Source organism: Silvimonas sp. JCM 19000 (genome assembly GCF_054652575.1).
In genome coordinates this window covers 293298-311219 of the sequence record NZ_BAAIHC010000001.1, presented here as the reverse complement: position 1 = coordinate 311219, position 17922 = coordinate 293298, and the positions used below count along the sequence as shown (strand labels likewise).

The following is a 17922-nucleotide window of genomic DNA, read 5'->3' as shown; positions in this document are numbered from 1 at the left end:
TCCGTCCTTTCGCCCAGAGCTGGCAGCGCTTTTGACTGCCAACTCTCTGATATTCATCGCCCCTGACCTCTTCACCGCCCCTGCGTTTGTTCGTGATTGCGGTTCATATGTTGGTTAGGTCGATGCTTCGCCGGACACTTTGATTGATCCGGCTCACTTAACCAGGACTACAGCATGACGCTCGCCGCCCATGATCAGGCTTCAGATCAGGATATCACTTTCTCTTCGCTCGGCCTCGACGAAGATCTCTCCAAAGAACTGGCCTCGCAAGGCCTGGTAAACCCCACCCCGATTCAAGCTCATGCGATCCCCGTGCTGCTGCGCGGCGAAGATCTGATGGCTTCTGCACAAACCGGTACCGGCAAGACCGCCGCCTTCCTGTTGCCTGCAATCACCCGTCTGGCACGTCCGCCGGTTCACCACGGCAAAGGCCCGCGTGTTCTGGTACTGACCCCGACGCGTGAACTGGCTGAACAGGTTTCCAAGGTGGCCGTCGCTTTTGCCCGTCGTATTCCGCGTTGCAAAGTCGTTAGCGTGGTCGGTGGCGTACCTTACCCGGTTCAACACAAACAACTGGCGCAACCGGTTGAAGTACTGGTTGCTACCCCGGGCCGTCTGATGGACCTGATGCGCAGCGGTCGTATCGACTTCCGCCGCCTCGAAATGCTGGTGCTGGACGAAGCTGACCGCATGCTGGACATGGGTTTCATCGACGACATCGAAGAAATCGTCGGCCAACTGCCGCCGGAACGCCAAACCGCCCTGTTCTCCGCCACGCTGTCGCAAACCGTGCAAACGTTTGCTGCACCGATGCTGCGTAACCCGCAGAAAGTGGAACTGGCCCCGCAAGGTCTGCCGACCGCTAACGTGGAACAATCGGTGCATTACGCCGATGGTTACGAACACAAACTGAAACTGACCGCTGCACTGGCTCAAGCCCTGCCGGACACCCAGTCGATCGTCTTTGTCGCCACCAAGGTTGACGCTGACAGCATCTCTGACTGGCTGAAGCTGGAAGGCCTGCGCGCTGATGCCATGCACGGCGATCTGCCGCAACGCACCCGCCGTAAAGTGCTGGACAAGCTGCGCCGTGGCGAGATCGACATGCTGATCGCTACCGACGTTGCTGCCCGTGGTATTGACGTGGCCGGTATCGGTCAGGTGATCAACTTTGATCTGCCGCGTTTCTCGGAAGATTACATTCACCGTATTGGTCGTACCGGCCGTGCTGGTCGTTCAGGCCGCGCAGTGTCGCTGGTGACCAAAAACGACTTCATGCTGCTGACGCGTATCCGTAAACGCTATCAGATCGACTTCGGCACCATGGCGATGGAAGGTCTGGAAGCACGCTTCCAGCCGGCAGCCCGCGGTGAGCGTGGCGGCGATCGCGGCAATGACCGCGGTGGTCGTGGCTTTGGTGGCGGCGGTCGTCCGCAAGGTGGTAACGGTGGCCGCGGTGGTTACGCTGGCAAGCCGCGCGAAGGCGGTTACAACCGTGATTCCGCACCGCGTGAAGGTGGCTACAACCGTGACTCGGCACCGCGCGAAGGTGGTTTTAACCGCGCTGATGCCAACGGCGAACGCACTTTCAGCCGTGCACCGCGTGAAGGCGGTTACAACCGCGAAGGTGGTTTCAACCGTGATTCCGCACCGCGTGAAGGTGGTTTCAAGCGTGAAGGCGGCTTTAACCGTGACTCCGCTCCGCGTGAAGGCGGCTTCAAGCGCGAAGGTGGTTTCAACCGTGATTCCGCTCCGCGTGAAGGCGGCTTCAAGCGCGAAGGTGGTTTCAACCGTGATTCCGCTCCGCGTGAAGGTGGCTTCAAGCGCGAAGGTGGTTTCAACCGCGACTCCGCTCCGCGTGAAGGTGGCTTCAAACGCGAAGGTGGCTTCAGCCGCGATGCAGCTGCACCGCGTGAAGGTGGCTTCAAGCGCGAAGGCGGTTTCAACTCCGCTCCGCGTGAAGGCGGCTTCAAGCGCGAAGGCGCACGTGATGGCGCTCCGCGTAGCGACCGTGCCATCCGTGGCGAATTTGCCCGTCGCAACAACCGCGGCGAGTAATCTGCCAGCCCAGCCGGGCTTGCCCGGCTAAAACAAATGCCTCCTTTTTGGAGGCATTTGTTTTTTCAGCTTCCAGAACCGCATCAGATCATGACCGCTGTCCATATCCGCCCTGTCACCCTGGCCGATCTGCCCGCCATCGACACCATTCAGCAAGCCTGTTATCCCGCCGGATTTCATGAACCGCTGGCTGCATTCGCCAGCAAACTGCACGCCTCGCCGCATTCCAGCTGGCTGGCCGAGCAGGCGGGCCGCGTGGTGGGCTATTTCTTTACGCATCCTTGGTGTGGTGCACAGCCACCCAAGCTCGGCCAGGCACTGCCCGCGCTCAGCACGCCAGCCGATACCCACTTCTGGCACGATCTGGCCGTCCTGCCCCAGGCGCGCGGCCGGGGGATTGCGCCCGCACTGGTCGAACATGCCATGGCCTGGGGTCGCGCTCACGGTTTGCGGCAGACGCGCCTGGTGGCCGTGCTGCAGGCAGAGGACTTCTGGCGGCGCTGGGGCTTTGTGCCGGAACGTACTATCGACGGCTACGGTGATGCTGCCGTACTGATGCGACTGGCGCCCACGCCCGCCTGACCAGCAAGCCAGCGCACCGGGGCGGGCCACATTCGCTAGAATGACAAGATTACCGACCGGAGCAATTACATGATCAAACGCAATCGCCCTTCCCGCCGTGGTCGCAGTCCGGCGGATGAAGTGGATCTGATCCGGCTTTCTGAAGGCATGGCCAGCTCCACCAGCCGCCTTGAAGACCAATTCTGGCAAACCCGCCTCTCCACCCTGGTGGAGCGTCTGCTCAACGACAAAGAAGAAGACACGCTCAACAGCGCGCTCGACCAACTCAGTGAAAACGACGTTGAGGCGTATAACGCGTTGGCCGACACCATCGAAAGCGTGTGCGAATCAACCACCATCAGCATCGACGGCAAGGTATGGGACGTCCTGATGTTCAGCGCGCCCTTGCTGACGTGGTCGCGCTGGCAAATTGCCTCGGGCAATATCCCGGCCGAAACGCTGCGCAATGTACGCACACAACTGGGCGCCCACGTCTTTGCCCGCAACGCCCAGATCGGCATCGGCGATTTTCTTTACAGCCCCGACCAACTGCCGCGTGGTTTTGTGCCGACGCTGGAATTGCTGCAAGCGCTCACCCAGGCCGCCTTCGGCAATGGCAGCTATGCCGTGCCGCCCGGATTACCAGAAACCCGCCCCTTCCTGTCCGACACCCGTTACGTGATTGGCGTCGTGGCCGTGCCGCAAGGCGGAGCCCTGTTCCGCTGGCAAGAAGAGGATGGCGATAGCGACGAGGCCATCGATCAATGGCAACGCCAGGGTGCGGCAGCTATGTCGCCCTTATTGCCTGGCGCGGCATTTGAGGCGCTGCTCCCCGGCGCCTATCACACCACCTGGCGTGAGGCAGATCGGGCATCGCGGGCGTATTCGCTGCGGGCCACGGTGGCGTTCCTGATGCTGACCCTGAATCTGGGCGCGCGCGAATTGCAGGCGGTCATCGGGCCATTCCAGGGCAAACGACTGGAAGAATATCGCGTGGGCTTTTTACGTCGCGGCGAAGACAAAGTGCTACATGGCGTGGTCTGGCCGTTGCTGGATGGCGAGGATGAGCACACCGATTGCGTGGCGCAAATCGAGGCCGTGCTGAAGGAAATCGGCATCGTCGACATCATGGTGCACGAGCATGACTTTCCGCTCGATTATTGCGACGACTGCGGCTCGCCACTGTACCCGACGCCGGAGGGTGAATTGCTGCATACCGAAATGCCGGAAGAACCGGAAACCACCTCCACCCCGCGCCATCTGCATTAAGCGCGAGCGCACAGGCAAAGCGTCCGGCGCGGACGCCTTGCCTGCCAAACCATCACACCAGTCCGCGCGCCGACAATTCGCTTTTCAGATAGGCATAGAACACCGGCGCCGCGGCCAGCCCGCCGATGCCGAACAGTGCTTCCATCAACAACATTGCCAACAGGATTTCCCAGGCACTGGCCCGGATGCGGCCGCCCACGATTTTGGCGTTCAGAAAATATTCCAGCTTGTGGATCAGCACCAGAAACAACAAAGAGCCCGCCGCAATCTGCAAGGAATGCGACAAGCTCACCACGATGATCACGGTGTTGGAAATCAGATTGCCAATCACAGGCAGCAGCCCCACGATAAAAGACACCAGAATCATGGTCTTTACCAAGGGCAAATGCACGCCGCAGGCGGGCAAGATGATGGCGAGATAAATGGCGGTAAAAGCGGTATTGATCGCCGAAATCCGGATCTGCGCAAATACCACCTGGCGAAATGAATAAGTAAACAGCCGCATGCGCCGCATCAAGGCGGCTGATAAGGGCTTGATATGGGTATCCAGCAAAACGTCGTGCACCGCCACCATCACGCCGATCACCAGCCCGATCAATCCATGCACAAAGGCCATGCCGGCTTCGGTCCCAAAGATGCGCATTTCGGTGGAATGCGCGCGTAGCCAGTCCACGCTCATGCTGCGGATTTCGTCGCCGCTATTGGGCAGATTGTCGGCCAGCCACGGCGGCAAGGTCTGGCTGGCGTCTTCGATAATCAAGGCCATGCGCGCAAACAGGGCGGACAGCCCGGCCTCGCTGCGCACAAAGGCGGCCGTGGCAATGCCCAGCGCCACAAACAGCCCCACCACTACCGCCACCAGCAAGATCGCCACCAGCAGACGCCCCCGCACGCCCTGCGCCAGCCGTGACACCACCGGCGCCAGCGAATGAATCAGCGTAAACGCAATCAGCCCGGTAAACAGCGCCGGCACCAGATGCAGCAACAGCACGCCCAGCAGTAGCGCAAAAGCGATGAGCCACGCTGCGACGTCCAGCTTGAAATTGCCGGGCATGACGCAGGGTGGTTCTTGCAGGGGAGCCTTGTTAGATTTCACGTGGGAACCAGAGCGCAAAGAAGTTGCCAAGAATAACGGGAAATTAAGCAGATGCGTATATACCCGACCCCGGCCCTTGTGATTAGCCGGGCCCACGCAGACGGACTGTGACAACCTGATACAGGTTCCGCGCGTTTCGACTAAGATCAGCCACAAATAATCAGCCAGACCTACCGGAGAAAAAACATGCCCCGCTTGTCACACCTTGCACTGCCGTTGGTCCTCGCCAGCGTGCTGGCTGGCCCCGCCCATGCGGCCCTGCCCGTTGGCAGCGATGCACCTGCCTTCACCACCCAGGCATCGCTGGGCGGCAAGGTGTTTGATTTCAAATTGAGCGATGCGCTAAAGAAAGGCCCGGTGGTGCTGTATTTTTATCCGGCCGCATTCTCGAAAGGCTGCACCATTGAAGCCCATGATTTTGCCGAGGCCATCGACAAGTACCAGGCTTTGGGTGCGACCGTGATTGGCATCTCCGCTGACGACATTGAGACGCTGAACAAGTTTTCGGTATCGGAATGCCGCAGCAAGTTTGCCGTGGCCTCGGATGCCGACAAAAAAATCATGACCGCCTACGACGCCACACTGGCCTTCAAATACGCCAATCGCACGTCTTATGTGATTAGCCAGGATGGCAAGATTGCCTACGAATACACTGCGCTCAGCCCGGACAAACACGTGGCCAACACCTTGCAAGCCGTGCGTGCCCTGGTCACCACCAAGGGCGCGGGCAGCAGCACGGCGCAATAAGCCAGGGCAGGCAGCTATTCCACTTCGTGATGGCTGCGGAAATTTTCCAGCGCCTCTTTGCCTTGCGGCGAGAGGCGAAACAGCCCCAGTTCGTTTTCAGTCACATAGCCCAGTTGCATCAACTGGCGTTTTTCTTGCTCGCCCACTGTCAGTTGCAGCAAAGGCGACTCATCCAGGGTTTTGAGCGCGTTATAGACAGCAAGTGTCATGGGCGCGGTTGAGGCAGAGGTAAGGATCGGTTCCATTGCAAGCTCCTGGCCGATGCGGCAAACGCCGCGACGCTGCCATGATGCGCGCAACGCGCCCTGCAGCCAGTCCGCAGCATGCGCAGATTGCTGTAGGTGTGAGCGCCGTCCGACGTTTGAGCCGTGGCGGCGGTCGCGGGCATATATCACGCCGTGATATATTTCGCTTCCTTTCAGATCAACGATGAGCCGGTTTGATGCACGGGTTTTTTCACTGGCTGCATAGCTTTCGTCCCGCCGCCACCACCGCCAGCCGCCGCGAGCGCCTGCTTGGCTGCATCGGCGCCGCGCTGGGTTTGTGGCTCACCGAGTTTCTGAGCCGCGACGTGCTGGGCCAGTTGAACCCGTGGTTTATTGCGCCGATGGGCGCTTCGGCGGTATTGCTGTTTGCGGTCCCGGCCAGCCCGCTGGCGCAACCGTGGTCGTTGCTGGGAGGCAATCTGATTGCCTCAACCGTCGGCGTGGCTGCGGGCCTGCTGCTGGGGCATACCGGCTTTGCCGCTGCCGTCGCTGCGGCCGTCGCCATCGCGTTGATGTTTGAAACGCGCTGCGTTCATCCTCCCAGCGGCGCGGTGGCCTTGACCGCCGTATTGGGAGGGCCTGCGGTGTACAAACTGGGGTTTGGCTTTGTGCTGTGGCCGGTGTTGCTGAACTCGGTGTTATTGCTGGGCTGCGCCCTGCTGTTCAATAACGCGCTACAGCGCCGTTACCCGCATCGGGTCAGCGAACGCGCCGCCAGCAACCATCGTGTCAGCCCAGCCGTGCAAGCCGGTGCGGTCACACGCGATGATTTGCGCGCGGTGTTATCAGCGCGTGGCGAGCTGGTGGATATCAGCGAAGAAGATCTGGAAGACATTATTTATGCGGCCGAAATGCGCGCGCTGCAGCGCCAGTTGCAGGCCGGCCGCGCGGCGCGCCAGCCGTAGCGGCTTGGCCGCGGCACGATATTTGCATGTTGCATCCATCATCAGCCTTATGGAGTTCTGCGCCGTGCCCTCGCCGTCCCGTCTGATTCCCCCGCAGGCCTGAGCGCATGTTGCGCGTGCTGCTGGTCACCGACACTGCCAAAGCCATCGGCGCGCTGCGCGATACCTTGTTGCAGCAGGGTTATGACGTGCTGCCCGATGCGGTTAGCTCCACCGCTTTGTTGCGCGCGGTGGAACAGCAGCACCCCGATGTGGTGATTATCGATACCGAAAGCCCGTCGCGCGACACGCTGGAACAACTGGCCGTGATGAACGCGACCGCACCACGCCCAGTGGTGATGTTTACCCACGACGCCAACCAGCAATTAATCCGCGCCGCTGTCGGCGCAGGCGTAACCACCTATGTCGTTGACGGTCTGGCCGCCGAGAAACTTTCCCCCATTATCGAGGTTGCGCTGGTGCGTTTTGCCGAGGATGACCGGCTGCGACAACGCCTGGCCAAGGTAGAACAACAGCTGTCAGATCGTAAATTGATCGATCGCGCCAAAGGCGTGCTGATGGACAAGCGCGGCCTGACTGAAGCCGCTGCCTATGAACTCTTGCGCACGCAAGCCATGAAGCAAGGCCAGAAGCTGGCCGACGTGGCGCGCCAACTGATTAATATGTCCGACCTGCTCGGCTAAGGAAATCCAGCAATGCACGCCTCCCTGCCCGCATCTGGCGCCCCGGAAAAAACCACGCTACGGCTGGGTTTTGTTGCGCTGACCGATTGCGCGCCGCTGCTCGTGGCCCAACGTTTTGCCGCCAGCGCCGGGCTGGAACTGCAATTGCTGCGCCAACCGTCGTGGGCGGCGTTGCGCGATAAATTGCTCAGTGGCGAACTCGACGCCGCGCATGCGCTATACGGCCTGGCCTACGGCGTGCAACTGGGGATAGGTGGGCCGCAAGCGGATATGGCGGCATTGATGACGCTGAACCAGAATGGCCAGGCCATTACCCTGTCGCCAGCGCTCGCCCAGCAATTGCGCAGTGGCCAGAGCCTGCGTCAGATTGTCGACACCAGCCCGCGCCAGTTGGTGTTTGCGCAGACTTTTCCGACCGGCACCCATGCGATGTGGCTGTATTACTGGCTGGCGGCGCAAGGCGTGCATCCCTTGAGCGATGTCCAGTCCGTGGTGATTGCGCCGTCCGAGATGAGCGCCACGCTGGCCAGCGGGCGCCTTGACGGGTTCTGCGCTGGCGAGCCCTGGCACGCTGTGGCGGCACAAGCCGGCGCTGGCGTCACCTGGATCGTCAGCAGCGAAATCTGGCCCGAGCATCCAGAAAAAATCCTGGCCTGCCGCCGCGACTTTGCCGCGCTTTACCCCAACAGTGCGCGTGCGCTGATCCGCTGCGTGTTGCAGGCTTGCCGCTGGCTTGATGCCGACAGCATGCATCGGGCCGAAGCCGCACGTATGCTGGCCCAGCCGCAATATCTGAACCAGCCGGAAGCACTGATTCTGCCGCGTCTGCTCGGCCAGTTTCCGCCGCGCACGGATACTCCGGAGCCGGTGCGCTTCTTTGGCAACGGCGCGGTCACCTATCCGTGGTTATCCGATGGCGCATGGTTTGTCAGCCAGTACCAGCGCTGGGGCTATATCAAACGCGACATCGAGCCGATGACCATAGCGGCAGGCATCAACCAGACTGCCTTGTATCGCCAGGCCGCCGCTGAACTCGGCATCGCCTGCCCGGATAGCGACGTGCGCCACAGCGTATTAATGGACGGTACGCACTGGCCTTGATGGCACCGGGGCCGGGTCCACGGTCTGCAGTCGCGCCCCAAAACGGTTAATGCAGCGGCATAACGGGCCATGGTTGTGCACGCTGTGCCGCGCCCCTGCCCGCCAGGCCGCATAAAGCCTCAACAAGGCGGGCTGGCACAGCATTTGCTCCAGACAAACAAGTCTGGCGCAACGGCGTGCCAGATCGGCAAGACCCTAGCAGTAGCGCAACACCCGATTTACCGGACAACGGCGTCCCTTCCTCACCTCGCGGTGACGGAACGGACGCCGTTTTTGTTTTTACGCCCCCGAAAAACATCGCACTCACTGCCACGGAGTAATCACCATGGACCGTAGTTTCTGGCGTTCCGGCCACACCCCCACCTTGTTGGCGGCATTTTTGTATTTCGATCTCAGCTTTATGGTCTGGTATCTGCTCGGACCATTGCAGGTGCAGATTGCCAGCAGCCTGCACTTGAGCACGCAACAACGCGGCCTGATGGTCGCCACCCCCATCCTGGCGGGCGCGATTCTGCGCGTGGTGATGGGCGTATTGAGTGATCGCATCGGCGCCCGCCGCGCCGGATTGCTGGGCCAGCTGATCGTCATCGGCGCTTTGCTGGCGGCATGGCAACTGGGCATTAACAGCATGGGCGCGGCACTGTTGCTGGGCTTGTTTCTCGGCGTGGCCGGGGCGTCGTTTGCCGTGGCCTTGCCGCTGGCGTCGCGCTGGTATCCCAGCCAGCACCAGGGCACGGCCATGGGCATTGCCGGCGCGGGTAACTCCGGCACGGTGCTGGCGGCGCTGTTTGCCCCGGTCCTGGCCGCGGCGTTTGGCTGGCAGAGCGTGTTTGGCTTTGCCTGCATTCCCTTGCTGCTGGTGCTGGGCTATTTCTGGGGCTTTGCCAAAGAAGCACCGACGCACAGCAAACCCAAAGCCTTTAAAGACTACGCGGCCATGCTGGGCCACAAGGATGCGTGGTGGTTCATGTTCTTTTACTCGCTCACCTTCGGCGGCTTCTCCGGCTTTGCCAGCGCGCTGCCCGGCTTTTTTCATGATCAGTTCGGCTTTGATCCCAAACTGGCCGGATATTGCACCGCCGCCTGCGTGTTTGCCGGTTCGGCCATGCGCCCGGTGGGCGGCGTGGTGGCGGATCGCATCGGCGGCACGCGCTCACTGCTGACCGTCTATGCCGCGGTCACGCTGTTGATTGCGGCCGCCGGTTTCAACATGGGCGGGCAGTATGGCGTGGTGGCGCTGTTTATCGGCGCAATGCTGTGCCTGGGCGCCGGCAATGGCGCGGTATTCCAGTTGGTGCCGCAACGCTTTGGCGCGGAGATCGGCGTAATGACGGGTCTGATCGGCATGGCCGGTGGCGTCGGCGGCTTTGCCCTGACCGCCAGCCTGGGCGCCATCAAACAAGGCACCGGCAGTTATGCCACGGGCCTGTGGCTGTTTGCCTGCCTGACCGCACTGGGCTGGCTCAGCCTGAGCAACGTCAAGGCGCGCTGGCGCAGTGGCTGGACCATGGCCAGTGCCCGCGTTTGATACGCCCATCCCCGAGGTAAACATCGTATGAGCAAACCCAAATTAGTAGTGATCGGTAACGGCATGGCCGGCATCCGCACGCTGGAAGAATTATTGCAACTGGCGCCTGACCAGTACGACATCACCGTCTTCGGCGCCGAGCCCCACCCCAACTACAACCGGATTCTGCTGTCGCCGGTGCTGGCTGGTGAGCAAGCGTTTGACGACATTATCCTGAACCCCTTGAGCTGGTACGCCGACCACGGCATTACGCTGCATCTGGGCAAAACGGTAACGCAGATTGATCGCCGTAACCGCGTCGTGCGCGCCGCCGATGGCACGGAGGCGGCTTATGACCGCCTGTTGCTGGCCACCGGTTCCAGCCCGTTTATCCTGCCGGTGCCGGGCAAGGATTTGCGTGGTGTCATCAGCTACCGCGACATCTTCGACACCGAAACCATGATAGCCACGGCCCAGCTTAAACAACACGCGGTGGTCATCGGCGGGGGATTGTTGGGGCTGGAAGCCGCCAACGGCCTCAAGCTGCGCGGCATGAGCGTGACGGTGGTGCATCTGGGCGACTGGCTGCTGGACAAGCAACTCGACATCACCGCCGGCAAGTTATTGCAAGCCTCGCTGGAACAACGCGGCCTGCAGTTTTTGCTGGCGCACCAGACTGCTGAGATCGTTGGCAATGCTGCGGGTGAAGCGGTGGCCGTGCGCTTCAAGAACGGGACCGAAATCCCGGCTGATCTGGTGGTCATGGCGGTGGGCATCCGCCCCAACCAGGCGCTGGCCGAGAGCGCGGGCCTGTATTGCAATCGCGGCATTGTGGTCAGCGACGCCTTGCAAACCTTCGATCCGCGTATTTATGCCGTGGGCGAATGCGTGAACCATCGCGGCACCGCGTATGGCCTGGTGGCGCCTTTGTTCGAGATGGCCAAAGTCTGCGCCAACCATCTGGCCCATCTCGGCATCGGCCAATACAAAGGCTCGGTGTTATCGACCAAGCTCAAGGTCACCGGCATCGATCTGTTCAGCGCCGGTGATTTTATGGGCTGCGCCGACAGCGAAGACATCGTGTTGTCAGATCCAGCCGGTGGCGTTTACAAAAAGCTGGTGATCAAGGACGACCAACTGGTCGGCGCCTGTTTGTATGGCGACACCACCGACGGCGCATGGTATTTCAAATTGCTGAAGGAAGGCCGCAAGATCAACGACTTGCGTGACCATCTGATGTTTGGCGAATCGTCCATCGGCGACGCGGGCACCCAAGGCCAGAACCGCGCCATGGCCATGCAGGACAGCGACGAAGTCTGCGGCTGCAATGGCGTATGCAAAGGCAATATCGTCAAGGCGATCAAGGACAAAGGTTTGTTCACGGTTGATGACGTCAAGAAACACACCAAGGCCGCCAGCTCTTGCGGTTCGTGTACCGGCCTGGTGGAGCAGATCTTGATGAACACGCTCGGCTCCAGCTTCCAGGAAACACCCAAGACCAAGGCGGTGTGCGGTTGCACCGACCACAATCATGGCGACGTGCGCAAAGTGATTCGCGAGCACCACTTGCTGACGCATCAGGCGGTCTACCAGTTTATGGAATGGCGCACCCCCAACGGCTGCGCCACCTGCCGCCCCGCGATCAACTATTACCTGCTGTCGACCTGGCCCAAAGAAGCCATTGACGATCCGCAAAGCCGTTTTATCAACGAACGCGCACACGCCAATATCCAGAAAGACGGCACCTTTTCGGTAATTCCGCAAATGAAAGGCGGCGTCACCAATGCCTCGGAACTACGCCGGATTGCCGATGTGGCCGACAAATACGCCATCCCTATGGTGAAGGTCACCGGCGGCCAGCGTATCGATTTACTCGGCGTCAAAAAAGAAGACCTGGTCAACGTCTGGGCCGACCTTGGCATGCAGTCCGGTCATGCCTATGGCAAATCGATACGCACCGTCAAAACCTGCGTCGGTAGTGAGTTCTGCCGTTTTGGCACCCAAAACAGCACGCAGATGGGCATAGACCTGGAAACCATGCTCGCCAATATGTGGAGCCCGCACAAAGTAAAGCTGGCGGTGTCGGGCTGCCCGCGCAACTGCGCGGAATCCGGCATCAAGGACGTCGGGATTATCGCGGTGGATAGCGGCTGGGAGCTGTATGTGGGCGGCAACGGCGGCATCAAGACCGAAGTGGCGCAGTTTCTGTGCAAGGTCAAAACGGCGGAAGAGGTCAAGGAATACAGCGGCGCGTTTTTGCAGCTGTATCGCGAAGAAGCCTATTACCTTGACCGCACCGTGCATTACATCGCGCGCGTGGGCCTCGATTACATCAAAGCGCGGGTGGTCGATGACGCCGCCAACCGCCAAGCCCTGCACGAACGCTTGTTGTTCTCGCTGGAAGGCTTGCGCGACCCATGGGCGGAACGCATCGCGGGCAAACAAAAACACGAATTCATTCCTCTGAAGGTGCTGGCATGAATGCAATCACCACGCCCAACTGGGTACAGATCTGCGCGCTGGACGATATTCCGCCGCTGGGTAGCCGCGTGTTGCAACGCGAGAGCGGCAATGTGGCGATATTCCGCACTGCAGACGACAGCGTGTTTGCCCTGCTCGACCGTTGCCCGCACAAGGGCGGGCCGCTGAGCCAGGGCATCGTCCATGGCGCGGCGGTGACCTGCCCTTTGCACAGCTGGAATATCGACCTTGCCAGCGGCGAGGCGCGTGCACCCGACGTCGGCTGTGCGCGCCGGTTTGCGGCCAAGGTAGAAGCAGGCCTTGTGTTTGTGGCTTTGCATTGACTGACCACGCGGGAGCGCATGCGATGAACCAGCCCCTGACCCCACCCCCGATCACGCAGACGCGTTCGACCTGCTGTTATTGCGGCGTTGGCTGCGGCGTGCTGATCGAAAGTGATGGCACGCGCATCACCGGCATACAGGGCGACCCGGACCACCCCGCCAACCGTGGCCGCTTGTGTACCAAAGGCCTGACGTTACCGCTCACCGCGCAACAACAGACCGGCCGCGCGCTCTACCCGGAACTGCGGCTCAACCGGCACATGCCGCGGCAACGGGTGGATTGGGATACCGCACTCGATACGGTGGCGCAGCGCTTTGCCGACATCATCCAGCGCCATGGGCCGGATGCGGTGGCCTTGTATGTGTCCGGCCAGTTGCTGACTGAGGATTACTACGTTTTTAACAAGCTGGCCAAAGGCCTGATCGGCACCAACAACATCGATACCAATTCGCGCCTGTGCATGTCGAGCGCGGTGGCGGCATACAAGCTGGCACTGGGCGCAGACGGCCCGCCCACTTGCTATGACGATCTGGAACTGGCCGATTGCGTGCTGTTTGCCGGATCGAACATGGCCTGGGCGCACCCGGTGCTGTATCGGCGGCTGGAGGCGGCCAAAGCTGCCGACGCCCAGATCAAATGGATCGTGGTCGACCCGCGTCGCACCGATACCGCTGCCCAAGCCGATCTGCATCTGCAAATCCAGCCCGGCACCGATGTGGCCCTGTTCAATGGCATGCTGCATCACCTGATCTGGGAAGGCCTGATCGACCCGGCCTATATCGATGCGCATACCGCCGGGTTTGCCGAACTCAAACGACTGGTGCGCGATTACACCCCGCGCATGGCCGCCGAAATTTGCGGCGTGCTGGAAGCTGACCTGATAACGGCCGCCGAATGGATGGGCCGCAGCAGTGCCGCGCTGTCCCTGTATTGCATGGGGCTGAACCAGTCGGCGCACGGCACCGATAAAAACCTGGCGCTGATCAATCTGCATCTGGCCACGGGCCAGATCGGCAAACCGGGCGCGGGACCGTTTTCCCTGACTGGTCAACCGAACGCCATGGGCGGGCGTGAAGTCGGTGGCATGGCCAATATGCTGGCGGCGCATCGTGACATCACCAATGCCGAGCATCGCGCCGAAGTTGCCGCGCTGTGGGGCATCGCACCAGCGCAGCTCTCGCCCAACCCTGGCCTTCCCGCCGTGGCGTTGTTCGATGCGGTGCGAGCTGGACAGATCAAGGCCATCTGGGTGGTCTGTACCAATCCGGTCCATTCCATGCCCGATATCGATAAAGTGCGCACCGCCTTGCAGCAAGCCGAGTTTGTGGTGGTGCAAGAGGCCTACGGCAATACCGACACCGTGCCGTTTGCCGACGTGTTGCTACCCGCCACCAGCTGGGGCGAAAAATCCGGCACAGTCACCAATTCTGAACGCCGCATCTCGCGTGTGCGCGCCGCCATCGCCGCGCCGGGCGAAGCGCGGGCAGATTGGCAGATCGCTGACGCCGTGGCGCAACGCCTGCAATATTTGCTGCCGTCACGCCCGCAAGGTCTGTTCGGTTTTGCCGATGCGGAAACCGTATTCAATGAACACCGCAGCCTGACAACAGACCGCGATCTGGACATCAGCGGGCTGGATTATCCGCTGCTGGAACAACTTGGTCCGCAGCAATGGCCTTGGCCTAGCGGCGCAAGCGGCGGTCAAGCGCGGCGCTACAGCGACGGCGTATTTGCCACCGCCGATGGCCGCGCGCGCTTTCATGCCACGCCCTACCGGCCGGTGGCCGAGCCGACCAATTCGCGCTATCCCTTCCATTTGTTGACCGGCCGCCTGCGCGACCAATGGCACGGCATGAGCCGCACCGGGCGCGTGCCGGCGTTATGGGCACATACGCCACAAGCCACGCTAAGCATGCATCCGATGGATGCCGAACGCCGTGGGCTGCAGGCCGGGCAACTGGTCAAAATCAGCAGCAAACGCGGCCAGTTGATTTTGCCGCTGGCGTTTAGCGACGAGGTCACCACCGGCACGGTGTTTTCGGCGATGCACTGGAACGCACAATTTCTACACTGCGGCGGCATCAACGAAACCACGCTGGGCGCAGTCGACCCGCAATCGGCTCAACCCGAACTGAAACACGCCGCCGTGCGCATCGAAGCCGCCGACCTGCCCTGGCGCGTCACCGCCGCCCGCCGCGGCAACGTGCTGGCGCTGCACGCCGCGCTGCAACCGCTATTGGCGGAATGTGCCTATGCCGCCATCAGCATGGCGGGCGATGACGTCATCCAGCTCACAGCCGCCGCCACCCACCCGCCCGCCGGCTGGCTGGAACGCTTGTTTGATGCACTCGATCTACACCCGGGCGCTGACGTCCTCGAATACCGTGACGCACGCCGCGGCCTGCTCAAACGCGCCGCGTGGCACGACGGCAGCCTGGCCGGCCTGATCTGGGCCGGCGATGTCACCGGGGCGGACGGACTGGTGCAGCAACTGGTGCAAGCACAAGCATGGCAAGGCCCGCGCATCAAAGTATTCAACAGTCAGGCTGGCGCCGTCGCCGACCGCGTGGTGTGCAATTGCAAGCAAGTCAAAGAATCCGCCATCCGCCAGCTGAGCGCGCAAGGTGCCGACCTGGCCCGGCTCAAAAACGACCTCGGCTGCGGCACCGTCTGCGGCTCCTGCGTCCCCGAAATCAAACGCATGTGCGCCACCCCGGCGCTGGCCTGATCCCTGGAGTACACCATGAAACACGGCAAAGTCATCTTGATGGGCGCTGGCCCCGGCGATCTGGATTTGTTAACGCTCAAAGCGGTGAAGGCGCTGGCGCGGGCCGACATTCTGCTGCTGGACGACCTGGCCAATCCCGACATCGTCAGCCTGGCGCCACAAGCGCGCGTAATCCGCGTGGGCAAGCGCGGCGGCTGTAAATCCACGCCACAGGACTTTATCCAGCGCCTGATGCGACGCTACGCGCTGCAGGGCCAGACCGTGTTACGGGTTAAAGGCGGCGAAGCGCTGCTGTTTGGCCGCGCTGGCGAAGAAATGGCCTGGCTGAAAACCCACGGCATTGCGGTCGAAGTCATCAATGGCATCAGCGCCGGCCTGGCCGCCGCGGCGAGCCTGGGCATGTCTCTGACGCATCGTGAGCATTGCCGCGGCGTAACATTCGTGACCGCGCATGCACAAGACCATAGCGAACCGGACTGGCAAACCCTGGCCGCCAGCGGCACCACCCTGGTGATTTATATGGGCATGAGCCGAATTGACACGCTAACCCAGGCATTGCTGCAGCACCTCCCCGCATCCACCCCCAGCGCCATTGTGCAGTGGGCGAGCACCCCGCAAGAACGGCGCCTGGTATGCCGGCTGGATGGATTGGCACAGCAGGCAACGGCGGCAGGATTTGGCAGCCCGGGGATTATTCTGGTGGGTGATGCGGTGGGCGAAGCGGAGGCAGATGGCGACAGCGCGGCTAGTGCAGAAAGCGAAAGCGTGACCGTCGACGCGGCATGCGTTGGTGCGGATGGATTGCTCAATGGGATGTTGCGCATGGCTTGAATGCTGCGGGTGCAAATTGGCTGCGGGAGGCGGCAAGATGAATGGCGTCAGGGTTCTGGGATTTCTGTGATCGTGATGGCGGGGGTCCATGATCTGTCAGGTTGTGGCCGGTTTAACGATCGTTTAATTCATAGTATTGATCCAGGCTTGAGCTCTTCCCGGTCCAATTAAAAATTCGTGATCACTCCATAGATTAATTCCGCGCTGACCGGCCTCGCTGATAAAATCATTGGCAATATATAGCGCCATTCAATTCGCTTTTTTGAGGCATGTAACACAAATCATCAGGGCATCAATTTTGTTCGAACGACAAAAAATACTCTTTGAAATATTCTCAGAGCCGGATCTGCACACCAATCGTTTCCCGAGACACAGCCGGACTGTCAATTGTTAGAACATCGTATTTGCCACCCTCATCTATTTCGCCCGCCATTAACAGGAAAAATCCATACTCTGCGTAGATTGTTAGACCTTGAATTTCAGTGTCCGGGACGATTGATAGTGAATCGTGAAATACCCGATCATACTTCACATCTGCCCTCTGATATTCAATACTAACGATGCTTTACGCCAACTAAAACGCACTCGTGATGCGCATTACCGCACATCCTCATCACTCAAATCCTGATCCTCATAACAAGTAATACCAAATGGCAATTCAAGTCTAGATAACCTAAGCAGCACTTCCGGAGATAGTTCAATATTGCATTGATCTTTGTATGCGACGGTGATGTATATAATTTTATCGTCTAATTCACGGTCAATCGCGTTTATACTTTCGACAAAATCAAGCACTCTTAGCAGATCTCCTGTGAGATGAAAGCTCGATTCTGGAAGCGGCTTGAGCTTGTAACGCCCTGTACTGCCCAGCGTACCTTTTTTCCGGACCACTGTTTCGTCTCCGGGCTTGATCAAGTGCAAGATATTCTCTGGGGAGAAATGCTGCCCCGACAAGATAAGCGTTGCGTAAATACGGTTCATGTATTTTCCCGAGCTATTGAGCGATCCACGGTTTCAGTTCTTTGACGGAGAATCACCAAGGCGCTATGCCGTCACTCATCATCCAGATATACGAAAAACTGGCGCCTGTTTTCTTCAGTTCACGTTCTAATATATATTTAACGGCCCTTTAATGCTCGGCTTCAGTGGGCCAGTTCAGAGTCCCTTTCTCGTCAATCCATACCAGCTCGGCAGCCGTCCAGCACCGGCATTAACGGAGTATACGAATTTGGTTAAATTCGCCTGGCAAAGGGTTTGGGCCGCTACTTGGGAATTGCGGTGACCAGCTCGCGCTCCGAAGCCTGGCAATAAAAATTGCGCGGCAATTGGGTTTATATAAAGAATATTTGACCGCTAAATTGCCGC

General features: G+C 60.3%; 16 protein-coding genes. 12 read left to right on the top strand and 4 right to left on the bottom strand.

Going from position 1 to position 17922, the window contains the following annotated elements:
- Positions 1 to 174: 174 nt before the first annotated feature.
- The 3 genes from ACYQ1A_RS01365 to ACYQ1A_RS01355 all read left to right on the top strand — a co-directional run bounded on the left by ACYQ1A_RS01365 (position 175) and on the right by ACYQ1A_RS01355 (position 3888).
- Positions 175 to 2058, top strand: a complete 1884-nt coding sequence (locus ACYQ1A_RS01365; protein ID WP_499359556.1) for a DEAD/DEAH box helicase — start codon at positions 175 to 177, stop codon at positions 2056 to 2058.
- A 90-nt stretch (positions 2059 to 2148) separates the two neighbouring features.
- On the top strand, positions 2149 to 2640 hold the full coding sequence (locus tag ACYQ1A_RS01360; protein ID WP_499359554.1) for a GNAT family N-acetyltransferase: 492 nt from the start codon (positions 2149 to 2151) through the stop codon (positions 2638 to 2640).
- A 69-nt stretch (positions 2641 to 2709) separates the two neighbouring features.
- The gene (locus ACYQ1A_RS01355) at positions 2710 to 3888 is read left to right on the top strand and encodes a DUF2863 family protein (RefSeq protein WP_499359553.1); all 1179 of its coding nucleotides are present in this window, start codon (positions 2710 to 2712) and stop codon (positions 3886 to 3888) included.
- Positions 3889 to 3940: 52 nt separating this feature from the next.
- Here ACYQ1A_RS01355 and ACYQ1A_RS01350 read toward each other — a convergent pair whose 3' ends face one another.
- Positions 3941 to 4942: an AI-2E family transporter gene (locus ACYQ1A_RS01350; RefSeq protein ID WP_499359551.1), complete on the bottom strand. Its 1002-nt coding sequence runs from the start codon at positions 4940 to 4942 to the stop codon at positions 3941 to 3943.
- Between the two features lie 228 nt (positions 4943 to 5170).
- Here ACYQ1A_RS01350 and ACYQ1A_RS01345 point away from each other — a divergent pair, with 228 nt between their 5' ends.
- The gene (locus tag ACYQ1A_RS01345) at positions 5171 to 5731 is read left to right on the top strand and encodes a peroxiredoxin (RefSeq protein WP_499359550.1); all 561 of its coding nucleotides are present in this window, start codon (positions 5171 to 5173) and stop codon (positions 5729 to 5731) included.
- Positions 5732 to 5745: 14 nt separating this feature from the next.
- Here the strand turns inward: ACYQ1A_RS01345 and ACYQ1A_RS01340 are convergent, their stop codons facing one another.
- Complete coding sequence (locus ACYQ1A_RS01340) at positions 5746 to 5976, bottom strand: hypothetical protein (protein ID WP_499359547.1); 231 nt, start codon at positions 5974 to 5976, stop codon at positions 5746 to 5748.
- Between the two features lie 197 nt (positions 5977 to 6173).
- Here ACYQ1A_RS01340 and ACYQ1A_RS01335 point away from each other — a divergent pair, with 197 nt between their 5' ends.
- The 8 genes from ACYQ1A_RS01335 (at position 6174) to cobA (ending at position 16557) form a co-directional block, all read left to right on the top strand.
- Positions 6174 to 6902 (top strand): HPP family protein, encoded by a 729-nt coding sequence (locus ACYQ1A_RS01335; protein WP_499359545.1) that lies wholly within the window; start codon positions 6174 to 6176, stop codon positions 6900 to 6902.
- Positions 6903 to 7009: 107 nt separating this feature from the next.
- On the top strand, positions 7010 to 7585 hold the full coding sequence (locus ACYQ1A_RS01330; RefSeq protein WP_062224586.1) for an ANTAR domain-containing response regulator: 576 nt from the start codon (positions 7010 to 7012) through the stop codon (positions 7583 to 7585).
- Positions 7586 to 7597: 12 nt separating this feature from the next.
- The gene (locus tag ACYQ1A_RS01325; protein WP_499359541.1) at positions 7598 to 8686 is read left to right on the top strand and encodes a CmpA/NrtA family ABC transporter substrate-binding protein; all 1089 of its coding nucleotides are present in this window, start codon (positions 7598 to 7600) and stop codon (positions 8684 to 8686) included.
- A gap of 325 nt (positions 8687 to 9011) precedes the next feature.
- Complete coding sequence (locus ACYQ1A_RS01320) at positions 9012 to 10214, top strand: nitrate/nitrite transporter (protein WP_499359538.1); 1203 nt, start codon at positions 9012 to 9014, stop codon at positions 10212 to 10214.
- 27 nt (positions 10215 to 10241) lie between these two features.
- Positions 10242 to 12674 (top strand): nitrite reductase large subunit NirB, encoded by a 2433-nt coding sequence (nirB, locus tag ACYQ1A_RS01315; protein ID WP_499359536.1) that lies wholly within the window; start codon positions 10242 to 10244, stop codon positions 12672 to 12674.
- Positions 12671 to 12997 (top strand): nitrite reductase small subunit NirD, encoded by a 327-nt coding sequence (gene nirD / locus ACYQ1A_RS01310; protein ID WP_062224589.1) that lies wholly within the window; start codon positions 12671 to 12673, stop codon positions 12995 to 12997. Before nirB ends, nirD begins: the two co-directional genes overlap by 4 nt.
- A 23-nt stretch (positions 12998 to 13020) precedes the next feature.
- A complete protein-coding gene (locus ACYQ1A_RS01305) occupies positions 13021 to 15726 on the top strand; it encodes a nitrate reductase (protein ID WP_499359532.1) in 2706 nt (901 codons plus the stop codon).
- 15 nt (positions 15727 to 15741) lie between these two features.
- Positions 15742 to 16557, top strand: coding sequence for a uroporphyrinogen-III C-methyltransferase (cobA, locus tag ACYQ1A_RS01300; RefSeq protein ID WP_499359531.1), 816 nt, complete (start codon positions 15742 to 15744; stop codon positions 16555 to 16557).
- A 334-nt stretch (positions 16558 to 16891) separates the two neighbouring features.
- Here the strand turns inward: cobA and ACYQ1A_RS01295 are convergent, their stop codons facing one another.
- Entirely contained in the window at positions 16892 to 17089 is a 198-nt protein-coding gene (locus tag ACYQ1A_RS01295) for a DUF6911 family protein (RefSeq protein ID WP_499359530.1), read from the bottom strand.
- A gap of 65 nt (positions 17090 to 17154) precedes the next feature.
- On the bottom strand, positions 17155 to 17538 hold the full coding sequence (locus ACYQ1A_RS01290) for a hypothetical protein (protein ID WP_499359527.1): 384 nt from the start codon (positions 17536 to 17538) through the stop codon (positions 17155 to 17157).
- Positions 17539 to 17922: the final 384 nt, after the last annotated feature.

What these genes read in the sequence shown, in the direction of transcription:
- ACYQ1A_RS01365 (WP_499359556.1), top strand. Translation starts at nt 175, where the DNA reads ATGACGCTCGCCGCCCATGATCAGGCTTCAGATCAGGATATCACTTTC.
- ACYQ1A_RS01360 (WP_499359554.1), top strand. Translation starts at nt 2,149, where the DNA reads ATGACCGCTGTCCATATCCGCCCTGTCACCCTGGCCGATCTGCCCGCC.
- ACYQ1A_RS01355 (WP_499359553.1), top strand. Translation starts at nt 2,710, where the DNA reads ATGATCAAACGCAATCGCCCTTCCCGCCGTGGTCGCAGTCCGGCGGAT.
- ACYQ1A_RS01350 (WP_499359551.1), bottom strand. Translation starts at nt 4,942, where the DNA reads ATGCCCGGCAATTTCAAGCTGGACGTCGCAGCGTGGCTCATCGCTTTT.
- ACYQ1A_RS01345 (WP_499359550.1), top strand. Translation starts at nt 5,171, where the DNA reads ATGCCCCGCTTGTCACACCTTGCACTGCCGTTGGTCCTCGCCAGCGTG.
- ACYQ1A_RS01340 (WP_499359547.1), bottom strand. Translation starts at nt 5,976, where the DNA reads ATGGAACCGATCCTTACCTCTGCCTCAACCGCGCCCATGACACTTGCT.
- ACYQ1A_RS01335 (WP_499359545.1), top strand. Translation starts at nt 6,174, where the DNA reads ATGCACGGGTTTTTTCACTGGCTGCATAGCTTTCGTCCCGCCGCCACC.
- ACYQ1A_RS01330 (WP_062224586.1), top strand. Translation starts at nt 7,010, where the DNA reads ATGTTGCGCGTGCTGCTGGTCACCGACACTGCCAAAGCCATCGGCGCG.
- ACYQ1A_RS01325 (WP_499359541.1), top strand. Translation starts at nt 7,598, where the DNA reads ATGCACGCCTCCCTGCCCGCATCTGGCGCCCCGGAAAAAACCACGCTA.
- ACYQ1A_RS01320 (WP_499359538.1), top strand. Translation starts at nt 9,012, where the DNA reads ATGGACCGTAGTTTCTGGCGTTCCGGCCACACCCCCACCTTGTTGGCG.
- nirB (WP_499359536.1), top strand. Translation starts at nt 10,242, where the DNA reads ATGAGCAAACCCAAATTAGTAGTGATCGGTAACGGCATGGCCGGCATC.
- nirD (WP_062224589.1), top strand. Translation starts at nt 12,671, where the DNA reads ATGAATGCAATCACCACGCCCAACTGGGTACAGATCTGCGCGCTGGAC.
- ACYQ1A_RS01305 (WP_499359532.1), top strand. Translation starts at nt 13,021, where the DNA reads ATGAACCAGCCCCTGACCCCACCCCCGATCACGCAGACGCGTTCGACC.
- cobA (WP_499359531.1), top strand. Translation starts at nt 15,742, where the DNA reads ATGAAACACGGCAAAGTCATCTTGATGGGCGCTGGCCCCGGCGATCTG.
- ACYQ1A_RS01290 (WP_499359527.1), bottom strand. Translation starts at nt 17,538, where the DNA reads ATGAACCGTATTTACGCAACGCTTATCTTGTCGGGGCAGCATTTCTCC.